The organism is Mesorhizobium sp. P2_C4, assembly GCF_056404575.1.
On sequence record NZ_JBFUDT010000003.1, the window covers coordinates 276,446 to 294,377 of the forward strand.

At 60.1% G+C, this 17,932-nt stretch carries 17 protein-coding genes and 2 pseudogenes; 12 read left to right on the plus strand and 7 right to left on the minus strand.

Features of this window, described 5'->3' with window-relative positions; all coding sequences use genetic code 11:
- Nucleotides 1–36: 36 nt before the first annotated feature.
- The gene (locus AC1DX6_RS13845) at nucleotides 37–423 is read right to left on the minus strand and encodes a limonene-1,2-epoxide hydrolase family protein (RefSeq protein ID WP_477314186.1); all 387 of its coding nucleotides are present in this window, start codon (nucleotides 421–423) and stop codon (nucleotides 37–39) included.
- Nucleotides 424–574: 151 nt separating this feature from the next.
- Nucleotides 575–1,537, minus strand: a complete 963-nt coding sequence (locus tag AC1DX6_RS13850) for an aldo/keto reductase (protein ID WP_477314188.1) — start codon at nucleotides 1,535–1,537, stop codon at nucleotides 575–577.
- A gap of 129 nt (nucleotides 1,538–1,666) precedes the next feature.
- Between AC1DX6_RS13850 and AC1DX6_RS13855 the strand changes: the two genes are divergently transcribed.
- From AC1DX6_RS13855 to AC1DX6_RS13880, 6 genes and pseudogenes are all read left to right on the plus strand, one after another.
- The gene (locus AC1DX6_RS13855; RefSeq protein WP_477314190.1) at nucleotides 1,667–2,551 is read left to right on the plus strand and encodes an AraC family transcriptional regulator; all 885 of its coding nucleotides are present in this window, start codon (nucleotides 1,667–1,669) and stop codon (nucleotides 2,549–2,551) included.
- A 39-nt stretch (nucleotides 2,552–2,590) separates the two neighbouring features.
- Nucleotides 2,591–2,725, plus strand: a pseudogene (locus AC1DX6_RS13860) (helix-turn-helix domain-containing protein); the annotation flags it as partial.
- 303 nt (nucleotides 2,726–3,028) lie between these two features.
- Nucleotides 3,029–4,234 (plus strand): glycosyltransferase family 2 protein, encoded by a 1,206-nt coding sequence (locus tag AC1DX6_RS13865; RefSeq protein ID WP_477314192.1) that lies wholly within the window; start codon nucleotides 3,029–3,031, stop codon nucleotides 4,232–4,234.
- Between the two features lie 5 nt (nucleotides 4,235–4,239).
- Nucleotides 4,240–5,244, plus strand: a complete 1,005-nt coding sequence (locus AC1DX6_RS13870) for a glycosyltransferase (protein ID WP_477314194.1) — start codon at nucleotides 4,240–4,242, stop codon at nucleotides 5,242–5,244.
- A gap of 5 nt (nucleotides 5,245–5,249) precedes the next feature.
- The gene (locus tag AC1DX6_RS13875) at nucleotides 5,250–5,762 is read left to right on the plus strand and encodes a GtrA family protein (RefSeq protein ID WP_477314196.1); all 513 of its coding nucleotides are present in this window, start codon (nucleotides 5,250–5,252) and stop codon (nucleotides 5,760–5,762) included.
- A 2-nt stretch (nucleotides 5,763–5,764) separates the two neighbouring features.
- Nucleotides 5,765–6,388, plus strand: coding sequence for a class I SAM-dependent methyltransferase (locus AC1DX6_RS13880; RefSeq protein ID WP_477314198.1), 624 nt, complete (start codon nucleotides 5,765–5,767; stop codon nucleotides 6,386–6,388).
- A gap of 109 nt (nucleotides 6,389–6,497) precedes the next feature.
- On the opposite strand, the gene AC1DX6_RS13885 is transcribed toward AC1DX6_RS13880, so the two are convergent.
- Nucleotides 6,498–7,361 carry a methyltransferase domain-containing protein gene (locus tag AC1DX6_RS13885; protein WP_477314200.1) on the minus strand — a complete coding sequence of 288 codons (864 nt, stop codon included), beginning with the start codon at nucleotides 7,359–7,361 and terminating at the stop codon, nucleotides 6,498–6,500.
- A 324-nt stretch (nucleotides 7,362–7,685) separates the two neighbouring features.
- Between AC1DX6_RS13885 and AC1DX6_RS13890 the strand changes: the two genes are divergently transcribed.
- On the plus strand, nucleotides 7,686–9,383 hold the full coding sequence (locus AC1DX6_RS13890; RefSeq protein ID WP_477314202.1) for a DUF7055 domain-containing protein: 1,698 nt from the start codon (nucleotides 7,686–7,688) through the stop codon (nucleotides 9,381–9,383).
- 109 nt (nucleotides 9,384–9,492) lie between these two features.
- Here the strand turns inward: AC1DX6_RS13890 and AC1DX6_RS13895 are convergent, their stop codons facing one another.
- Nucleotides 9,493–10,374: a DMT family transporter gene (locus AC1DX6_RS13895; protein ID WP_477314204.1), complete on the minus strand. Its 882-nt coding sequence runs from the start codon at nucleotides 10,372–10,374 to the stop codon at nucleotides 9,493–9,495.
- A 184-nt stretch (nucleotides 10,375–10,558) separates the two neighbouring features.
- On the opposite strand from AC1DX6_RS13895, the gene AC1DX6_RS13900 reads away from it, so the two are divergent.
- Nucleotides 10,559–11,065 (plus strand): hypothetical protein, encoded by a 507-nt coding sequence (locus tag AC1DX6_RS13900; RefSeq protein ID WP_477315103.1) that lies wholly within the window; start codon nucleotides 10,559–10,561, stop codon nucleotides 11,063–11,065.
- Between the two features lie 83 nt (nucleotides 11,066–11,148).
- On the opposite strand, the gene AC1DX6_RS13905 is transcribed toward AC1DX6_RS13900, so the two are convergent.
- A complete protein-coding gene (locus tag AC1DX6_RS13905; protein ID WP_477314206.1) occupies nucleotides 11,149–12,477 on the minus strand; it encodes a DNA polymerase IV in 1,329 nt (442 codons plus the stop codon).
- 65 nt (nucleotides 12,478–12,542) lie between these two features.
- On the opposite strand from AC1DX6_RS13905, the pseudogene AC1DX6_RS13910 reads away from it, so the two are divergent.
- Together AC1DX6_RS13910 and AC1DX6_RS13915 are read left to right on the plus strand one after the other, a co-directional pair.
- Nucleotides 12,543–13,117: pseudogene (locus AC1DX6_RS13910) on the plus strand (N-acetyltransferase family protein).
- A 102-nt stretch (nucleotides 13,118–13,219) separates the two neighbouring features.
- Nucleotides 13,220–14,752 (plus strand): hypothetical protein, encoded by a 1,533-nt coding sequence (locus tag AC1DX6_RS13915; RefSeq protein WP_477314208.1) that lies wholly within the window; start codon nucleotides 13,220–13,222, stop codon nucleotides 14,750–14,752.
- A gap of 11 nt (nucleotides 14,753–14,763) precedes the next feature.
- Here AC1DX6_RS13915 and AC1DX6_RS13920 read toward each other — a convergent pair whose 3' ends face one another.
- Both AC1DX6_RS13920 and AC1DX6_RS13925 read right to left on the minus strand, forming a co-directional pair.
- Nucleotides 14,764–15,417 carry a hypothetical protein gene (locus AC1DX6_RS13920; RefSeq protein WP_477314210.1) on the minus strand — a complete coding sequence of 218 codons (654 nt, stop codon included), beginning with the start codon at nucleotides 15,415–15,417 and terminating at the stop codon, nucleotides 14,764–14,766.
- Nucleotides 15,414–15,713: a DUF3572 domain-containing protein gene (locus AC1DX6_RS13925; RefSeq protein ID WP_112564834.1), complete on the minus strand. Its 300-nt coding sequence runs from the start codon at nucleotides 15,711–15,713 to the stop codon at nucleotides 15,414–15,416. The genes AC1DX6_RS13920 and AC1DX6_RS13925 overlap by 4 nt, the downstream gene beginning before the upstream one ends.
- Before the next feature lie 239 nt (nucleotides 15,714–15,952).
- Between AC1DX6_RS13925 and AC1DX6_RS13930 the strand changes: the two genes are divergently transcribed.
- Nucleotides 15,953–16,324 (plus strand): response regulator, encoded by a 372-nt coding sequence (locus tag AC1DX6_RS13930; protein WP_023667574.1) that lies wholly within the window; start codon nucleotides 15,953–15,955, stop codon nucleotides 16,322–16,324.
- Nucleotides 16,325–16,357: 33 nt separating this feature from the next.
- Complete coding sequence (locus AC1DX6_RS13935) at nucleotides 16,358–17,731, plus strand: PleD family two-component system response regulator (RefSeq protein WP_477314212.1); 1,374 nt, start codon at nucleotides 16,358–16,360, stop codon at nucleotides 17,729–17,731.
- Nucleotides 17,732–17,932 lie beyond the last annotated feature (201 nt).

Sequence of the window (17,932 nt, forward strand, 5' to 3'; positions counted from 1 at the left end):
TCACGGACGTGATGGCGTAGCCAGGGGCGGTGCCATTTAGCTGGTCGCCCATTTCTCGGCGTTCCTGACGTCGTAGTAGTCACGCCACGCTACGATATGATCGCCATCGACCTCGAAGATGCCCATCACCATCGCCGCACCGATCTCACTACCGTCGACGCGCTCGAACCGATCCAGTCGTTCGGTAAGCACGCGGTTGCCATCAGCTGCAATTGCAAGCATGTCGAAATAGGCATCCTTGATCCCCACCGCCTTTTCCACCGCTTCGAGTGCAGCGATCGCTTCATCGATGCCGGTAGTGACCGAAATACCTTCATTCACCCGGACTGTTTCCGGTGTGAACCATTGGCGGACGGCACTCTTGCCGTGATCCTTGGAAAACGCTGCGCAGAAGGCAGTTACTGTCTCAATCGGGGTCGGCATTACGACGTCCTTTCTACTTTCGAGGGAACGGGATGTGAGGTAACGGAGCAGATGTTTCGGAGCTTGTTAATCAGCATTTAGTCCGCGAGGAGCGCGTTCGTCTGACCGCCGCATAGCGCTCAGGTTACTCACCCCAGCCCGCAGAAGGGGTTTATAGCCAGGTTGGCGTGTGTTCCTTGGCATAGCGCTCGCCAAAACCGCCTGCCGGTAGGATTTCCTTGATCTTGGCCAGGTCTTCCGCCGTCAGCACCAGATCGACAGCACCGACGTTCTCCGCGACGCGCTCCGCCTTGCGAGAGCCCGGGATCGGCACGATGTCGTTGCCCTGGGCTAGCAGCCAGGCAAGCGCGACTTGCGAAACAGTGGCGTCCTTGGAGGTGGCAAGTTCTTTCAACTGGCGAACGGCTTCGACGTTCTTTTCGAAATTGCCGGGCTGCCAGCGCGGATCGCCCCGGCGCATATCGCTCTCTTCGTATTCGGCGGCGGGCTTGACCGCACCAGTCAGAAAACCGCGACCGAGCGGCGAGTAGGGGACGAAGCCGATACCGAGCTCGCGCGTGACCGGGAACAGGACTTCCACGTCGCGCTCGAAGATCGAATATTCGGTCTGAAGCATCGCCACTTCCTGCACGGCATGGGCCTTGCGGATGGTTTGGGGACCAGCTTCGCTTAACCCGAAATGCTTGACCTTGCCCTCGGCAATCAGGTCTTTGACTGTACCGGCGACATCTTCGATTGGCACGTTGGGATCGACGCGGTGCTGGTAGAGCACATCGATATGGTCAACGCCGAGATAGCGGAGGCTGTTCTCGGCCACTTCGCGAATGTGCGCGGGCCGGCTGTCAGCTTCCCATGAGCGGGTGAACCCGAATTTGGTTGCCAACACTACGTCATCGCGGAAGCCTTTGACGGCGCGGCCGATGAATTTCTCGTTTTCACCCCAGCCATAGAGCTCAGCCGTATCGAAGAACGTCACGCCGAGATCGTAGGCACGACGGATTGTTGCCAAGCCTGCCTCTTCGTCGGCAGAGCCGTAGGCCAGATGAAAGCCCATCGCGCCGTAACCAATGGCAGAGACTTCCGGGCCGTTGGTACCCAGTTTTCGCTTTTGCATGATCGCACCTTTCATTGTGTGAAGGAATCTGGGTCAGCCACGGGGTTTTCGCCATGCCTGATGGTCCTGAAAAATTGCCTGATCCCGCCAGCAGGTTGATTTTTTCAGGCAACTGGCCCCTGATGAGGCATGGACAACCTCGACGAAATCCGCGCTCTGGCCATCAGACATGCTGGTGTCAAACATCTTGGCATGTCGCGTCTCAGCATCTACAGGATCAACGAGCCGACCGAGCTGAACGCCTTGGTTTACGACCCGATGGCGTTCATCGTGCTGCAAGGAATCAAGCGGACGATTATCGGCGATCAGGTGTTCGAATACGGTCCCGGACAGACAATGGTCGTCGCTGCCGAGATCACTGCGATGGGTCAGATCGTGGAGGCGTCACCGGACAAACCGTTCCTGGCGATCAGCCTCGATCTCGATCCAGCCGTGATCATGAACGTGGTGCTCTACCTCTCCAAGACCCCGGAGTTGCAGATGCAGCCGGGCTTCGCTTTTAGCATGGCCAATGCCGAGCTGATCGGCGCTTGGCAAAGACTGCTGGCAATGTACGAGCGCCCAAAGGAAATCCCGGTGATGGCGCTGCACCTGGAGCATGAGCTGATGTTTCGGCTGATGTTGAGCCCTCACGCCGAGATGTTGCGCCAGATCGCCGGCGTCGACTCCCGATTGTCGCATATTCGGCAGGCTATGGCGTGGATCCGTGAGCACTACACGGAGCAACTCAGCGTTGAGGACATGGCTGCGGTTGCTGGTATGAGCGGGTCCGTGTTCCACCGACGCTTCAAGGCGGTAACGGCTCTGAGTCCGCTGCAATACCAAAAGCAAATCCGGCTGCAGGAAGCGCGCCGTCGCATGGTTTCCAAGGAGGCCGACGCGGCTTCTGTGTCGTTCGCTGTCGGCTATAAGAGCACCTCGCAATTTAGCAGGGAATACAAGCGCCTTTTTGGTGCGCCTCCGCGTCGTGATGCCGACATGGTGCAAACGATGGTCGAAACTGGCTTGCATTAGTCGTAGAAGCGTTTGGTCTGTCGACCGCCCGTTGCTTTCATGAGCCGGGCAAGTCTGCATCGCCATTTCCTGGCGATGACCGGCCTCAGCCCCCTCCAGTATCAAAAGCAGCTTCGTTTGCAGGAGGTACGCCAGCTGCTTTTGGCCGGCGATCGGAGCGCAACCGACGTTGCGCGCCTTTGTCTTCGAAGACCCTGACGGCAACCGCATGGATATCGGCCAGCGCATCGCCGATTGAAACCGCGCTGGGTCTGACACGGCGCCCGATAGGGCCAGCGTGCCGGATGTGCCGCTCTTACGACGAGAGCATAAAATTTCACCAATTACTTGATGGACCACATAACCCGCCAACGGGGCACGGCTCTCTCGTATATCATTGACTAACTTGTTCTTGCTAAACGTTGCCGCTAGGCAGCGGAAATGTTGGGTGTAGCCTGGTTGTCCGTAAGGGCTTACGATTGGGCGGAGCGAGGCACGATGATCGCGAAGGCAGATCTTGCGGCGGTCCAGGCCGATCTGAATGTCCTGCGCGCCGATGATGCGGGAGCACCTCTCGTGTCGGCCATTATTCCTTGCCTGAACGAAGAGCGCACGCTCGGCATCTGCATCCAAAAGGCTCTCGATGTTTTTGCAAAGCGGGGCATCGCGGGCGAGGTGGTCGTCGGAGACAATGGGTCGAGCGATCGGTCGGTTGAGATTGCAGAGTCCCTCGGTGCGCGTGTCGTGCACCAGGGGGTCAAGGGATACGGCGCGGCGATCAGCGCGGCGGCTGAATCTGCACGAGGCAAGTATCTCATCATGGCGGATGCAGACGATTCCTATGACTGGAGCAGCCTCGGAGATTTCATCGATGCGTTGGAGGGTGGTGCCGAATTGGTCATGGGCAATCGCTTTGCTGGCGGTATCGAGCCTGGCGCCATGCCGGCGCTGCACCGATATCTCGGCAATCCGGTGCTTTCGACGATTGCCCGCTGGCTTCACCACTCTCCGATACACGATTTCCATTGCGGCATGCGGGGTTTCACCCGCGATGCGTTCCGAAAGATGGGCGCGCGCTCGCCCGGCATGGAATTCGCCTCGGAGATGGTCATCAACGCGCATCGCGCAGGCTTGGTGATCCGCGAAGTGCCGATCAAGCTCTATCCGGACAAGCGTGGCCGCCCGCCTCATCTGCGCTCATTCCGCGACGGTTGGCGACACCTGCGGCTGATCGTAGCCCATGCACCCGATACCATGTACCTCATACCGGGACTGACCCTGCTGGTGATTGGCATTGCTGGCCTTGCAATCCTCGCCACTGGGCCTGTCCGCATCGGGGGGTGGTATTTCGGAATTCACTTCGTCGCGCTCTCCGCCATGGCGACATTGATCGGCCTTTCAGCCATCCTCTTCGGTATGCTGGCCAAGGTGGCGATCGCCATTTATCACCCAGTCCACGGAGGCCGTATCGTGCCCTGGCTGATGCGCGGCCGCCCGTTGGAATGGCTGGTCTTTTCCGGAGGCGTTCTCGCGGTGGCAGGCTTTGTCGCGGACGTGCTGCTGGCGCTGCATTGGATTTTCATTGGCGGCCCGATGGAGCAGTCGGTGCATCTAACGTTTGTGATCACCACCGCCTGCGTGGCCGGCATGTCCATGGTGCTGTCCGGCTTTGTGCTCAAGTTGCTGCTTGACAATCTGGAGTGACAGGGATGGGTTCTGACCACCCGACTGGCTTCCGAGCGGAAACTCGAGTAGGTGGCTGTGTCGACGAAAAGCCATTTCTGTCCGTCGTTATGCCGGTCCACGAAGGGGCGGCATGGATTGATGCGACACTTGACTCGCTGGCTGCTGAGCCGACCGACAAGCTGGAAATAATCGTTGTCGACAGCAGCCCGACGAGCACCACTGCTGCCATCGTGGAGCGATTTGCTCACCGATTGCCCCTTCGGCTGCTTCAGCGAAGAGATCTTGTGCCTTGGCAAACGAAGACCAATTTAGGCGTCGAGTTAGCGGCCGCAGATCACGTCTGCATCCTCCATCAAGATGACCTGTGGCTGCCCGGGCGCGTCGAGGCCGCGCACCGCTGGCTCGCGACCTCACCCGAAGCCGGGCTTCATTTGGCCCCGACGGCCATCATTGACCGCTACGGCCGCCGAATTGGGCGCTGGAACTGCCCTTTGCCGGCTGACGAGGTGCTCGAAGCTCAATTCCTGCTGGAGCGGCTGCTTGTTCAAAACTTTGTCTCGGTGCCAGCTCCGATATTCCGCAGAGCCGCGTGGCTGGCATGCGGGGGCATGGATGAGAAACTCTGGTATACGCCAGATTGGGACATCTGGGCGAAGCTCGCCAGTACCGGTCCGGTCGTTTATCACGACGAGATCACTACAGCCTTTCGGGTTCACGGCAGTTCGCTGACTGTAACCGGATCCCGTGACGTTGGTGAACTCCGGGCGCAAATGCAGATTGTTATGGAGCGCCATCTTTCCCGGCTTCCGGCGAGCAGCCGACGCCGGGTTGAGCCTGTCGCTCTGGCGTCGATCGGCGTCAATGTATCTCTGGCCGCCGCATCGGGCGGCAATTTGAAGGCCCTGGTTCGCGCGGCTTGTATTGTACTTTCGCTCGGACCGATCGGCATGAGGCGCTATTTGCGCGACTCGCGGTTGCGAGAGCGTGTCGCTTGCCGGCTTCGCGCGAAGCTAACAGGAGCTTTCTGAGGCCGATGCCCAATCCAACTGCATACACGGATGAGCCGATGGGACAGGAGCGTGACGCGGGCATCCGCAAAAGACCGCTTTTGGAACGAGGGTGGCGGTACACGCTAGTGGGGTTGATATGCGCCATTGCGCACAACGCCATCATGATTGTAGTCGATCAATTGGGGGGGCATTACCTGCTGGGCATCCTGATCTCGTTCTTGGCTGTCACCCCGATCGGATACACACTACACAGCCGGTTCACCTTTGCAGAGCCACTTCGCGTGAAGGCATTCATGCGTTTCGTAGGTGGCGTCGTCGCGGCTTATCCGCTCTCGGTAGCTATGATGGTCGTCCTCTGCTCCGGCTTCGATCTTAGTGTTGCGATCGCGGCCCCAATCGCCACCATCGCCCTATTCGTCTGGAACTTTGCCGCTGCGCACTGGGCCATCCTACCGCGTCTCCATTTGTACCCGGCGGCCGTGCCGACGGCACCCACTCATCCGGCGAAACGCCAATCAGCAAGAAACGAGGAATAAGAATGCTGGCACCAGGTCAGGTCGTGCGCAAGGTTCTCGGCCGCCATTTTGAGCCGGTCGGCAATGTATATCGTCGTGTGTTCGTCAATCTCAACCTGATCGCGGATTTTCTTGACGGTGAATTGCCGAAGGGCGCGAAGATCGTGGACATCGGCGGCGGTGACGGCGCGCTTATCGAGCGGCTTCTGAATCGACGCCCTGACCTGGCCGTTACGATGTGCGATCTAGCTCCTTCAATCGGTACATTCTTAAGGGAGGTACATCGGGCGAGGGTTGAACTTCTGCCTGCGACCGATCTCGCCGACGTGACAGGGCTTTACGATGCTGTCACGATTTCCGACGTCATCCATCACGTGCCGGTCGATCAACGCGATTCATTTTTCAAATCGCTGGCCAGCAGCTGCGAACGCTGGGCTTGCCGGAAGATCATCTTGAAGGACATTGAGCCGGGTGGCGTGCGCGCCACGCTGTCGCTTCTTGCGGACCGGCACATCACCGGAGACAAGCATGTCGTGCTGTTTTCACGCTCGGACTTTGCGGTCATGGCGCGACGGTATTTCCCAAAGGCGCAGAGACTATCAGCTGTACCTGACTGGCCGAACTATTGCGAAGTGTTGAGTTGGTAGTCTCTAAACCAACTGACCGGCAAGACAGCGATGTCCGGCGATCAATGCCACCGCCCGGGGTTACGATGCGGGTGTTCGGCGCTATGGTGCGGACGTACAGCCCGTTAAATTATTTGGTCGCGATGGTGCCGAGCATACTGGCGATCCGATGACTCTCGGGGCGATCGACAAGCAATTTGTCGATGAACTTGAGCGGGAATGTCAGCGTCAAGACCGCTCCTTTCGCCAGCATGTAGCGGGTCCGGTTCTCTCGACCCACAATCACGCCGACGTACTCGGAAAGGATGTTGACGATTGCGCTTGTCGGTCCCTGATGCGTTTGAACCTCAACCTTTCCGAACCGCCGAAGAAGCTGCTCGATCCCGTCTTTCGTGAAGTTGCAGTAATGGGCGGGGTAGCCATGGTAGGGAAACAAGAACGGGTTAATGCACAGCAGCTTGCCGCCTGGTTTTAGGACACGGAGCACTTCATCAACGACCGCAGCCGGATTGGAAACATGCTCGATCACGCTGTCCAGGATGATGTAATCGACTGAATCGCTCGGAAGTGGGGTGCGCTCAATATCTGCGACGAGATCGACATTCGGCGCCGGGAACAAGTCGATGTTGAGCACGTCGGAGCGGATGCGCCGAGCGCCGGAACCGAACTCGATGACCATGGAGTGTTGAGGCACCGAGGCGAGAAACGAATTCAGTGTGTCATGCGGTGAATACTCACTTGTTATAAGCCGCTTCAGCGAATTGTAGAAGCGGGCACGGACGCTGGTGCCGGCATACGCCTCTTCATGGAAGCTGGCGTCGAAGCCTTGCCTTGTCGGTGGCTCGGCAAAGAACGGAACGCCTTCTCGTATGGGATAAATGGCTGAGCAAGACTTGCATGTCAGGGCGCCGGGGCCTGTCACAAGCGCAGCATAGCAGGCTGGGCAGACAAGACCCGACGTGAATTTGGATTGCAGCACGCGCTGTCCTTTCAAGGTCTCCACACTATTGGGGAGAGCAGGTTACCATGGATAACTATAGGCCTTTCTTAACGAGCGAAGGCTAACAGTTGCTAAAATCCGGTCAGAACAAGCTAAGCGGGCGGACTCTGCAAGAACCCACTGCACATATGCGCGACCAGACAAAATCACGCAACGCGGTTTCGACACGGTGTTCGACAAGCAACCGCGCCGGGACCGAGTCGAAGCTGCCTCGCCGAGCTGGTTGTTTGCGTTTGGAACGGTAGCAGTCGAAGTAGCGAGGTTGTGCAGTTGCTGGCACGAGGGTGGCTCCGGCCTGAGCCACTGTTTGGGGGTATCTTGGACACGCAGGAATTTAGACACAGATCAGGCCTGCCATTCGGTCTCGGGCAGCGCCCGGCGACGATTTTTCTGAGTGTCCTAATCGCACTTAAGATCGTTTTGCTCTTCACCCTGGCTTGGAACGCTCGCTTTGTCATGGATGAATTCGTCCAACTCGGATGGGCTAAATATTTCTCTAGTGGCCTGTTCCATACAATCTGGCACGCCAAGGCGGTCGGCTACGCGGTCTTCTACGAGATCGCCCACCTGATCGGTTGGGATGCCAGGTCGATCCTGCTTGCCGGTCGTATGCAGACTGCGCTGTTGGCATGCGCGACCATTGCTTTGGTCTACGCATGCGCTCGCGCACTTGGAGAGGATAGGGTCCGTGCCTTGGTCATTGTCCTCCTCCTCCTGTGCTTCTCTAATTTCATGGAGCGCATCTTTCGCACCATCGCCGAACCACTGGCGGTGTTCTTCGCCGTAGCGGCGCTGCTGGTTGTCCTGAGGGCACGTGAATTGAAGGGACCGCAGCTTGTCGCTGCCGGCATCCTGAGCGGCCTATCGTTCCTCGCGACGCAGAAATCAGTCTACTTCAATCTTGCGCTTGGCCTTGGCCTGGTCGCCGATGCGGCTTTGATGAGACGCTACGCAGCAGGCATGGCCCGCGGCGCATGGCTCGTGCTGGGATGGACCGTTCCCATAATCGCTTATTGCTTTGTCTTCGGCGGCGCCGACCCTGTACCTGTGGCCAGGAACCTCATATTTGGCCCTCTTGAGATTGCGACCCGCGGAGGAGGCGATTACGGGGGGCTGAGGCAATTCGTGTTACAGACGCTCGTCCGCAACTATGTTCTTTATACCGTCTGTTTCTCCGGCATGGCTCTGTCTCTGATGCAGATCATGAAGCTCGACGCGCGAAGGCGAATTGCGCTGATCTTCTCGGTCGTCGTCACTGTGCTGGTCTTCGCGCACTCCCAGCCGTGGCCTTACGTGTTCATCATGGCGTTGCCGTTCATGTCGCTATGGTCTTTGACGCTGTTCGACGGCGTCGCCCGCGTGCGTTACCTGCGCGTTGCGTGGATAGCGCTCGCCACCGCCATGGCTGTAAGCTTCGTTGCCAATGTACTTTACCTCCGCTTCGACAATGCGGCCCAACTTGAATTGGTGGCGCGTGCGGAGTCATTGCTTGCACCAGGCGAGCGGTATTTCGACGGCGTTGGAATGCTGCCCAATCGGATGGAGCCGACAACTCTATGGCTCGACAAACACTACGTGCTCAAAACGTTGCGGGAAAGCGGGCACTCCGATGCCTATAATGTGCTTAGCAAGTCTCCCCCGAAACTGATCTTGTGGTCCTACCGGATGGACTATATCTATCCGGTGGTCGCGCCTCTGATCTTGAACAGTTACGTCCGTATTGCACCCAACCTCAGGATCGCTGGTAGCAGAATTTATCCCGGTCAGCGGAAGATTTTTGATGTTCCGATTGCTGGAAGCTATGCGCTCTACAGTGCCGATGGAACGCCCCTATGGGGCCAGGTTGAAATCGACGGCACCGTGCTTGGCCCGCCATTTCACCTTGCGACCGGGCCAAAGACCGTAACATTGCGCAACGGTACAGGCGAAGCATTGCTGCTGCCGACGGGCTCGTACGCCGGACACTTCAAGGACGGCGGTGACAACGAGCTTCTATTTGATGGCGTCTATGACTGAGCCGAGTGCCGCTCGATCGAGGCGAGTGACGGCAGTCGTATCGACGCCAGCCAAGCTGTCGGATCGTAGGCGATCGAACTAGGCATTGACTGGGTGAATAGCCTTATAGCTAGGATGCCGCGATCTCGGCTGCTTGCGGTGCCTTGCGCTGCAAATTCAACAAATTGCCCATCAGGATCAGCAGCGCGCCGCCGGCGGTGAAGGCGTCGATCTGCTCGCTGTAGAGCAGCCAGCCGATCAGCGCCGACAGCGGTACGCGCAAGAAGTCCATCGGCGAGATGACGGTCGCGTCGGCATAGGCGAGCGCGCGGGCCATGCAGAAATGCGAAGACATGCCGCTGAAGGCGATCAGCACGATCCACGGCCAGAGTTCGAGCGGCGGGTTGCGCCATTCGTAGAGCGCCGGGATCAGGCCGACCAGCGACTGGATGATCAGCATCCAGAAGATGATGCGCACGACGCTGTCGGTGCGCGTCAGCGACTTGACCATGACCACCGAAATGCCGAAGCAGACCGCGGCACCGAGCACGATCAGATGTCCCGGATCGACAGCGCCAACGCCGGGGCGCACGATGATCACCACGCCGATCAGGCCCAACGCGATTGCCGCCAGCTTGGGCCGCGACAGCCTTTCGCCGAGGAAGCCGACCGCCAGCAGGGCCGTCCAGATCGGTGTCGTGAATTCGATCGAGATCAGCACGGCCAGCGGGATCAGCGTCAATGCGTAAAGCCACGCCGCCTGGCCGGTGTAGTGGATGACGTTGCGGGCGATGTGGGCGACCGGGCGCTGCGTGCGCATCGCGGCAAAGCCGCCGCTCATCATCACCAGCGGCAGAAGGATGAAAAAGCCGATCACCGAGCGCAGTTCCAGCACCTGGAAGACGTTGAGTTGGGCAGTCGTGGCGCGGCCTGCGACCGACATCGCCAGGAACGATGCGATCGACAGCGCCATCCAGAACGCGGCCTTGGGGATCGAGGGTGCAGGTGCCATGCGCGCTATCTCGCAGGCCGGGGCTTTCGCTGCAATCGCTAGCCACCGCATTCGACTGGGCCACAGCCGCGTTGCAAAACAGACATGTTGGAAGCGGAACCTGACGCGGCGACAGGCGTTGATTCCCGGTATTTGCCAAATTTATTTGAAGCGCTGTTTTTCAACACCAACGGGGAGAGCTTCGATGAAATCATTCGCACGATTTCTGCTTGCCGGCTGCCTGATGGCCGTAAGCGGCGCAGCCCATGCCGACGAGGCCGATTTTCTAAGCTCGTTGCAGGGGAATTTCGCTGGCAAAGGCACGGTCCAGGTAACCACCGATGTGCCGAACGTAGGTGTGTCCTGCAGCTTCAAGTCGAATGCGACCTCAACCTCGCTCTCGCTGGATGGCAATTGCCGCGGTCTCGTTGTGGTAACGCGGGCCATCAGCGCCAACTTGAAGGTCACAGGTGCGAAATACAGCGGTGTCTATGTCGGATCGCGCACCGGGCCGGCACAGCTGAATGGCAGCCGTTCGGGCAATGCGATCAATCTCGGCATACGTTGGGCGACGGAGGTCAACGGCGATCTGAAGGCGCGGCTGACGGTCGAGAAGACCGGCGGCAACGGCATGCGGTTGACAGTTACCGACGTCGATCCGAAGACCGGCAAGAGCGTGGTGACGAGCCGGATCGATCTGAAACGAACCTGATCTATCTGAAACGAACCTGATCTATCTTATTGTTGGACCATGATCTTTTCCGAAAACCGGTGCCCACTTTTCGGGATCATGGTCTAATCCTCGATCGGCTCCGGCGGGTGGGCGTTGCGGCCCTTGCCGAAGGTGTAGCCGGTCTCCACCGCCTTCTTGCCGAATTTGTCGCGCAGCGTGTCGATGGCGCCTTCGGCCATGGCGCGCTTGCGCGACTGGATGTCGACCAGATCGGGCGGGTCGGCCTTGTCGTCGTCCGAGAGGTCGCTGACGCCGATGCCGAGCAGCCGGTATTTCGTTCCGTCCGCTTCCTTGCGCAGCAATTCGAGCCCGGTCTGGAAAATGCGGTCGGCCAGCCGGGTCGGATCGCCGAGCTGGCGGTTGCGGGTGCGGAGCTTGAAGTCTTGCGTCTTCAATTTCAGCACCACGGTGCGTCCGGCAATGCCTGACTTCTTTAGCCTGCCGGAGACCTTTTCCGACAGCGCTCTCAGCACCGGCACCAGTTCGTCCATGGTTGCAATGTCGGTGTCGAAGGTGGTTTCCGCCGATACGCTCTTGGCGTCCTGGTCGGGATGGACGCGGCGGTCGTCCTCGCCGCGCGACAGGTGGTAGAGCCGGTCGCCCATAACGCCATAGCGGCGCATCAGGTCACCGCGCTCCATGCGCTGCAACTGGCCGATGCTGCGGATGCCGTCGCGTTCGAGTGTGGCGGCAAAGGCCTTTCCCACGCCCCAGATCAGTGTCACCGGCTGTTCGGCCAGAAAGCCTGGCGCCTCGGCCTCGCCGATGATCGAGAGGCCGCGCGGCTTGCGGAAATCGGATGCCACTTTGGCGAGGAACTTGCAGTAGGAAAGGCCCGCCGACACGGTGATGCCGATCTCCTTTTCGACGGTCAGCGCGAACCGCGCCAGGACCACGGCAGGCGGCATGCCGTGCAGCCGCTCGGTGCCGGCAAGATCGAGAAAAGCCTCATCGATGGAGAGCGGCTCGACCAGCGGCGTCAATGCCTGCATCAACGCGCGGATCTCGCGGCCGACGCGGACATATTTCTCCATGTCCGGCGGAATGACGACCGCTTCCGGACAGGCTTCGAGCGCCTTGAACATCGGCATCGCCGAGCGCACGCCATGGATGCGCGCGATGTAGCAAGCGGTGGAGACGACGCCCCGCTTGCCGCCGCCGATGATCAGCGGCCGGTCCTTCAGCGCCGGGTTGTCGCGCTTTTCGACGGCCGCATAGAAAGCGTCGCAGTCGATATGGGCGAGATGCAACCGGTAAAGCTCGGGATGACGGGCAAGCCTCGGGCTGCCGCAGCGCTCGCAGCGGTGCGCCTCGCCGCGCTGAAAGGTCAGGCAGTCGCGGCAAAAACCGTGCTCGGGATTGTTGACAGGGGCCGCCATCGCTGCGAACATAAAGAGAACAAATGCAATGTTACGTCAGTCCGAGGGCAGCGACAAGCTTGGCCTGGGGAGAACGCATGAGCACGACCATAAAGCCGCTGGCGCCCGCGCTGTGGGCGGATTTCGAAGACCTTTTCGGCAAGCAGGGCGCCTGTTACGGCTGCTGGCGCACGCATTTCCGGCTGGAGCCGCCGTGCGCCGCGAGAGCAGCCGCGAGCGCAACAAGGATCATATCAAGGCGCGCATCGAGGCCGGGCCGCCGCCCGGGCTGCTGGCGTTCGAGGATGACAAGGCAGTCGGCTGGATGCAGATCGGCCCGCGCGCCGACGTGCCCGAATGGAACAATCAGGGCAGGGGGTCGGCGCCGATCGATCCGGCCGATGCCGTGGATCCAGGTGTCTGGGCGATCTCCTGCTTCTTCATCCGCGCCAAGGCGAGGGGCCGCGGCATCTCGCACCGCCTGGTCGAAGGCGGCATCGCCTATGCCCGCGAGAACGGTGCGCGGCAGGTCGAGGCCTGCCCGATCGACCTGTCGCGCGATTCGCGGTCGATCGGCCTGTTCGTCGGTTCGTCGCGGGTGTTCGAGAAGGCCGGTTTCGAACGGCTGGTCGAGCGCAAGACCGGCCGGCCGCTGATGCGGCTGGTGTTGTAGGCAGCCGCCGGCAATTCATGCGCCTTGTCTTGCAGCCGTGATGGTATTTCCCTACCAGTGGCAAGAACGGTTTTGACGGCCGCAATAGAGTGGAGGATCGATATGAAGCGCGTTTTGCCATTTGTTTTGCTTCTTGCCTGCGGCGCACCGGCCTTTGGCCAGACGGTCGACAGCCAGGGCGCCAAGCAGCTTTCGGACAATCTGGCGCGCTATTTCGGCAAGAAGGCGTTCGACGTCGGGTTTGTGAAGATCTCAGTCGAAGGCGATGCCTACAAGCTTGCGTTCGACTTCAAGCCGATCGTGGAACTCTTCGCAAAACAGGACGGCCTGAAGGTCGATCTCACGCCTTATGCGCTGTTGACCAAGCCACGCAGCGATGGCGCGTGGGATGTTTCAGGCAATCTGGCACCGGAAGGGACGATGGAGTTCAACGGGCCTCAGGGTCCGCAAAGCATGAAGATGTCGATCAAGGGCGGCAAGTTCGTCGGCATCTACGATCCCGAACTGGCGGCTTTCAGCAGCGCGACGTCGTCGCTGGAAGGCATGATGATGACGTCGCAGGACGCCAAGCAGCGCACGGAGATGAGTTCTGGTGCTGGAACCGCCACAATGAGCGCTACCAAGGGCGCAAATGGCGGTGTCGATTTCAACATGGTTCAGACAATCGCCGACTTTGCCGAGTCGATCACGATCGACAACCCGAACAACGGGCAGAAAATCCCACTGACGGTCAAGTCGCCCGAATTGTCGGTGGACGCGAAAGGCAAGGGGCTGCGCACGAAGCCTATTCTGGACCTTTTGGCCTTCGCCGTGGCCAATCAGGACGAAGCGAATCTGAAGGCCAACCAAGCCGAGCTCAAGTCGCACCTCCTGGCCGCGCTGCCGCTATGGGAGCGGATCGATGGTGCTTACAGTTTCAAGGATTTCAGCGTCGGCAGCCCGGTCGGCAGTTTCGGCGCGGCCAATGTGGGTGTTGCTTTCGGCATGGACGGCGTCGCCCGCAGTGGGACGATCAATTACGGGATCAAAGCGTCGGGGCTCTCGATACCGCAATATCTTGTTCCGGCCTGGAGCGTGGCGCTGCTGCCCACCGATTTCGATCTCAATTTCGGCGGCGCCAACATCGATCTCGACACCATGGCGAAGAAGGCAATCGAAGCCTTCGATCTCAACAAGAATCCGCCACTGTCGGACGATTTTGGCGAGGGGCTGAAGGCTGGCTTCCTGGCCAATGGTCCCAAGATCGTCATCGGCCACAGCACGGTCAAGAGCGGCGGTGCTGAAATCGCGCTGGAGGGCGACATGACGTTTCCCGATAGCGAGAAGCCCGATGCCAACGTGACCATCGACGTCACCGGCTATGATAAGATCGTGGCAAGCCTGCAGGAAGCGGCGAGGACCGACCCTCAGGCTTCGCAGGCTTTCACCGGCGCGCTGGCCATCAAGGGGTTTGCCAAGACCCTGCCGGACGGCCGTCTGGAATGGGTGATCAGCGCCAAGCATGATGGTTCGGTGGCGGTCAACGGCGCCATGCTGAAAGGCCCCGACCCGGTGGTGGAAGACAACACCGATCAGGGTGCGAGTCCTGGCGAGGGCAACAGCGGTGGCGGGGCAGGGGCTAAGCTGAACCCCTGAGCGTCCAGCTTTTAGAGCCCGAGGGCTGATGCAATCCTCGGCATAGCGTCATGCCAATCCTCAACGACGACGATGTCGTCCGACACCGGCGGCAGGAAGGCGCGCAGCGAATTGTCGGCCATGAGGTGGAAGAGGTGGGCGTCGGCAACGGCGCTGCGCACCGACACCAGATTGTGCGGCTGGTCGTCGACGAAGGCCACTGGCCGGCCCTTGTTGCCGCGCAATTTGGCCACCGCCGGGCCCTTGGCCATTTCGGTGGTCAAAAGCGGATGGTTCAGCCCGAGCGCGTCGAGATGGGCGCGGCGCACCGCGCGATGTTTGTGCGGCATGGCTGTCAGCAGGATGATTTCGGCGCGATCACCGAGGCTCGAAAGAGCCTGCGCGGCGCCGTCGGTGACGCTCTGCCAGTCGGCCTGCGAATCAAAGAAATCACCCAGAAGATCCGTCACTTCCGCCTGCTCGATCAGACGGCCGCTCGCCGTTTCGGCAATGTTGCCGGTGAGGCGGAAGGAGGCCAGCGTCAGCTCGAAGCCGCGCGACTGGAGAAAACGCGGGAACGGCCGGATGAATTCGAGCACGACATCGTCGACGTCGAGCACCAGCAGCGGCCGGTCGTCGGCGGCCAGTTCCTCGATCTGGCGCGCGGTTTCGGGATCATCGCTCATATCGAATGCTCATGATCGTCGCCGCCAAGTGGCAGTGCGCGCAAGGCCTTGCCGACGGAGGCCGGCGGCGTGCCGGTTTCCTCGGCGAAGCGCAACAAGGTCGGTTCGTGGGCGAGGATGAACTGCAGCACGCCGGCGAGGAATCCCGGCTCGCTGGCGGCCCGCCGGATGGAATGTGCCTCGATGCCGGTGATCGCCAGGAAGCGTGGCAGCAGCTCCGGATCGGCGGCGACGAAGCCCAATGCCTTCACGGCAATGGTTTCAGCTTCCTCGCGCATTGACGCTGCGTTTGCCATCACTACCTTCTGGGTGCGGAAATGAGTCTCTTTTCCGGAGTAATCGCTAGCGTCGCCTGCGGCAAGCCACTGCCCCGGTCCAATGCGGTTTTCGAGGCGGAAATCCGAATGGCTTTTGCGGCCGCGGGTTTGCGTTTCGTCAATCATATTGCCTTAGAGTGAACGCGGGTTTGGTGTGCTCCGGCAAAGGGCGCATGACGGCAGGCTTCGGATTGAAGGCCGGCCGGGACGGGAAATCGATGCCTAAGAAGGTCATGATCGTCGAGGACAACGAGCTCAACATGAAGCTCTTTCGGGACCTCATCGAAGCAAGCGGCTATGAGACGGTGCGCACGCGCAACGGTCTGGAAGCGCTCGATCTGGCGCGCCAGCACAGGCCCGATCTCATCTTGATGGATATCCAGCTGCCCGAAGTGTCAGGCCTGGAAGTGACCAAATGGCTGAAGGAGGACGATGACCTCCACTCCATCCCGGTCATTGCCGTCACCGCGTTTGCCATGAAGGGCGACGAGGAGCGTATTCGGCAAGGCGGTTGCGAGGCGTATATTTCCAAGCCGATCTCGGTGCCGCGTTTCATCGAAACCATCAAATCCTACCTGGGCGACGCCTGATGCGCATCGCCTACCGAGCTGGAGCCTCATGACATGACTGCGCGGATCCTCGTCGTCGACGACATCCCTGCCAATGTGAAGCTGCTCGAAGCCCGGCTGCTGGCCGAGTATTTCGACGTGCTGACCGCCTCCAACGGACCGGACGCGATCGAGACCTGCGAAAACGGCAAGGTCGATGTCGTGCTGCTCGACGTGATGATGCCTGACATGGATGGGTTCGAGGTCTGCAGGCGGCTGAAGAGTGATCCGGCGACTTCGCATATCCCGGTGGTGATGATCACCGCACTCGACCAGGTTGCGGACAGGGTGCGTGGTCTCGAGGCCGGCGCCGACGATTTCCTGACCAAGCCGGTCAATGACCTGCAGCTGATGACGCGCGTGAAAAGCTTGGTGAGGCTGAAGTCGCTGACCGACGAATTGCGCCTGCGCGCCTCGACCACACGCAATATCGGCATCGAGGAGCTCCTGAGCCGCACCTTCACGTCCGAAGACGTGACGCCAAAGGTTCTTTTGATCGACGAGCGCAAATCCTCAGTTGAGCGCGTCCAGAAGATGCTGCGCGACAGTGCCGATCTCGACATTGCCACCGATCCGCATGCAGGGTTCTTCCAGGCTGCCGAAGCGCCCTATGAATGCGTCATGATCTCGACGGCCTTTGCCGATTTCGATCCGCTTCGGCTGTGTTCACAGTTGCGTTCGCTCGATCGCACCCGCTTCCTGCCGATCATCCTCCTGGCCCAAGAAGGCGAGGAGGGGCGCATCATCCGCGGCCTCGAACTCGGCATCAACGACTATTTGATGCGGCCCATAGACCAGCAGGAGCTGCTGGCGCGGTTGCGCACGCAGGTGCGCCGCAAGCGCTACAACGACCAGCTCCGCGCCAGCGTCACCCAGACCATCGAGATGGCGGTGACCGATGGGCTGACCGGCCTGCACAACCGCCGCTACCTCGACAGCCATCTGCAGACGCTGTTCGATCGCGCTGTGGCGCGGCGACGGCCCTTGTCGGTGATGATCACCGATCTCGACCGCTTCAAGACCATCAACGACGCGTATGGTCATGACGGCGGCGATGCCGTGCTGCGCGAATTCGCTCGACGGCTGCGCAAGAATGTGCGCGGCATCGACCTTGCCTGCCGCTTCGGCGGCGAGGAGTTCGTGGTGGTGATGCCGGACACGGATGGCGCTGTCGCCGAAAAGGTCGCCGAACGCATTCGCGCCGAAATCGCCCAGTTGCCGTTTGCCGTCGGTCATGAAGGCAAGACGGTCGAAGTCACCGTCAGCGTCGGCGTGTCGTCGGTGCTCAAGGGGGCGGATACGGTCGCGGCACTGATGAAGCGCGCTGATCTTGCGCTCTACGAAGCCAAGAGCGGCGGCCGCAATCGCGTCGTCGCCAAGGCGGCGTAGGGCCCGTTCCTTCAAGATAGAACCGAGATGGGGTTCTATCTTGGTGTTCGAGTATGATTTTTTCTCATCATGCTCAGGGGCCGGCGCCCGATTATCCAGTCAAGCCGACAGGGTTAGGAATTTACCTTAATCCAAGTGATTCGGGAGCCTTGGTTAAGAAACTGTTGATTTCCATAAGCTGTTGCGCAAATGTGCAGCCCA